This is a genomic window from Agromyces sp. H66 (assembly GCF_004959775.1).
In the GTDB taxonomy this organism is placed as follows: domain Bacteria; phylum Actinomycetota; class Actinomycetes; order Actinomycetales; family Microbacteriaceae; genus Agromyces.
This window is the reverse complement of the sequence record NZ_SJZG01000024.1, coordinates 1-2,196: the sequence shown is the minus strand read 5'-3', so window position 1 is coordinate 2,196 and position 2,196 is coordinate 1. Positions and strand designations below refer to the sequence as shown.

Sequence of the window (2,196 nt, the reverse complement as noted above, 5' to 3'; positions counted from 1 at the left end):
GCGCGGCGGCCATCGAGATCGGGCGGCGGCTCGCGCGGCTCGCCGAACGGTCGCAGGTGATCGTGGTCACCCACCTCGCCCAGGTGGCGGCATTCGCGACGAATCACCTGAGCGTGGTGAAGGGCACCGACGGGCAGGTCACGTCGTCGAGCGTTCGACAGCTCACCGGGGCCGACCGTGAAGCCGAGATGGCGCGCCTGCTGTCGGGCCTCGCCGACTCCGAGAGCGGCCTCGCGCACGCGCGGGAACTGCTTGAGATCGCCTCGGAGCGGGCGGCATGAGCACGGCGGCACGGCGCCGCCCGGGTACGGCGTCGACCTGACGCCATCGAAGAAGGGGGAGCGCGTGGGGCATGTCGGCGAGGCAGGCGGGGATCGTGGGTTAGACTATAAGCCCGTGGTGGATGAACGCGGCAGAGCTCTTTCGAGCACAGACATTTCGAACCCCGACCCGACGAACGGCGCAACCAAGCACATCTTCGTGACCGGTGGCGTCGTTTCTTCATTGGGCAAGGGACTCACGGCGGCGAGCCTCGGCAACCTTCTGACCTCCAGGGGACTCAGGGTCGTCATGCAGAAGCTCGATCCGTACCTCAACGTGGACCCGGGCACCATGAACCCGTTCCAGCACGGCGAGGTCTTCGTGACCGACGACGGCGCCGAGACCGACCTAGACATCGGCCACTACGAGCGCTTCCTCGACATCAACCTGTCGCAGGCGGCGAACGTCACGACCGGCCAGATCTACTCGACGGTCATCGCCAAGGAGCGCCGCGGCGAGTACCTGGGCGACACCGTGCAGGTCATCCCGCACATCACCGACGAGATCAAGCGCCGCATGCGCCTGCAGGCGACCGAGACTCCGAAGCCCGACGTGATCATCACCGAGATCGGCGGCACCGTCGGCGACATCGAGTCGCAGCCGTTCATCGAATCGGCCCGTCAGGTGCGCCACGAGCTCGGCCGCCAGAACGTCTTCTTCGTGCACGTCTCGCTCGTGCCGTTCATGGGGGCGTCGGGCGAACAGAAGACGAAGCCGACCCAGCACTCGGTGGCCGCCCTCCGCTCGATCGGCATCCAGCCCGACGCGCTCGTGTTGCGCAGCGACCGGCCCGTCACGGAGTCGAACAAGCGCAAGATCGCGCTCATGTGCGACGTCGATGAGGCCGCTGTGGTGAACGCCGTCGACGTGCCGTCGATCTACGACATCCCGACGATGCTGCACGAGCAGGGTCTCGACGCGTACATCATCGACGCGCTCGGCCTCGGCGGCAAGGCGTCCGACGTCGACTGGTCGTCGGGGTGGAGCGAACTGCTCGACGTCGTGCACGACCCGAAGCACGAGGTCACGATCGGGCTGGTCGGCAAGTACATCGACCTGCCCGACGCGTACCTGTCGGTCACGGAGGCGCTGCGCGCCGGCGGGTTCGCGAACGACACCAAGGTCAACATCGAGTGGATCCCGTCCGACGAGTGCCGCACGCCCGAGGGCGCGCAGAAGCACCTCGCGCACCTCGACGGCATCTGCGTGCCGGGCGGGTTCGGCGTGCGCGGCATCGAGGGCAAGCTCGGCGCGCTGCGGTTCGCACGTGAGAACGGCGTGCCGGCGCTCGGCCTCTGCCTCGGGCTGCAGTGCATGGTCATCGAGTACTCGCGCAACGTCGTCGGGCTCCCCGGCGCCTCGTCGAGCGAGTTCGACCCCGATACCGAGTTCCCGGTCATCGCGACCATGGAGGAGCAGGTCGAGATCATCGCCGGCGGCGACCTCGGCGGCACCATGCGGCTGGGACTCTATCCCGCGACGCTCGCCGCGGACTCGATCGCGGCCGAGCTCTACGGGGCGACCGAGGTCTCGGAGCGCCACCGTCACCGCTACGAGGTCAACAACGCCTACCGCGACCGGATCGCGCAGGCGGGCATGGTCTTCTCGGGCATGTCGCCCGACCGCCACCTCGTCGAGTTCGTCGAGCTGCCCGGCGACGTGCACCCGTTCTACGTCGGCACGCAGGCGCATCCCGAGCTCCGCAGCCGTCCGAACAACCCGCACCCGCTGTTCCGCGGTCTCGTCGGCGCCGCGCTCGAGCGGCAGCAGGCGAGCCTGCTGTTCGATGTCGCCAATGGCTGAGCCGGTCGCCGGGCAGCCCGGCGAGCCGGTCGCCGGGCCGGTCGCCGGTCCGCTCGCCGACGAGCGCGTCGA

Annotated in this window: 1 protein-coding gene and 1 pseudogene; both read left to right on the top strand. The window is 68.9% G+C overall.

Annotated features, from left to right (window positions below):
- Positions 1–281: pseudogene (locus EZM51_RS20350) on the top strand (DNA repair protein RecN); the annotation flags it as partial.
- A gap of 154 nt (positions 282–435) precedes the next feature.
- Complete coding sequence (locus EZM51_RS20345) at positions 436–2,124, top strand: CTP synthase (RefSeq protein ID WP_136710137.1); 1,689 nt, start codon at positions 436–438, stop codon at positions 2,122–2,124.
- Positions 2,125–2,196: the final 72 nt, after the last annotated feature.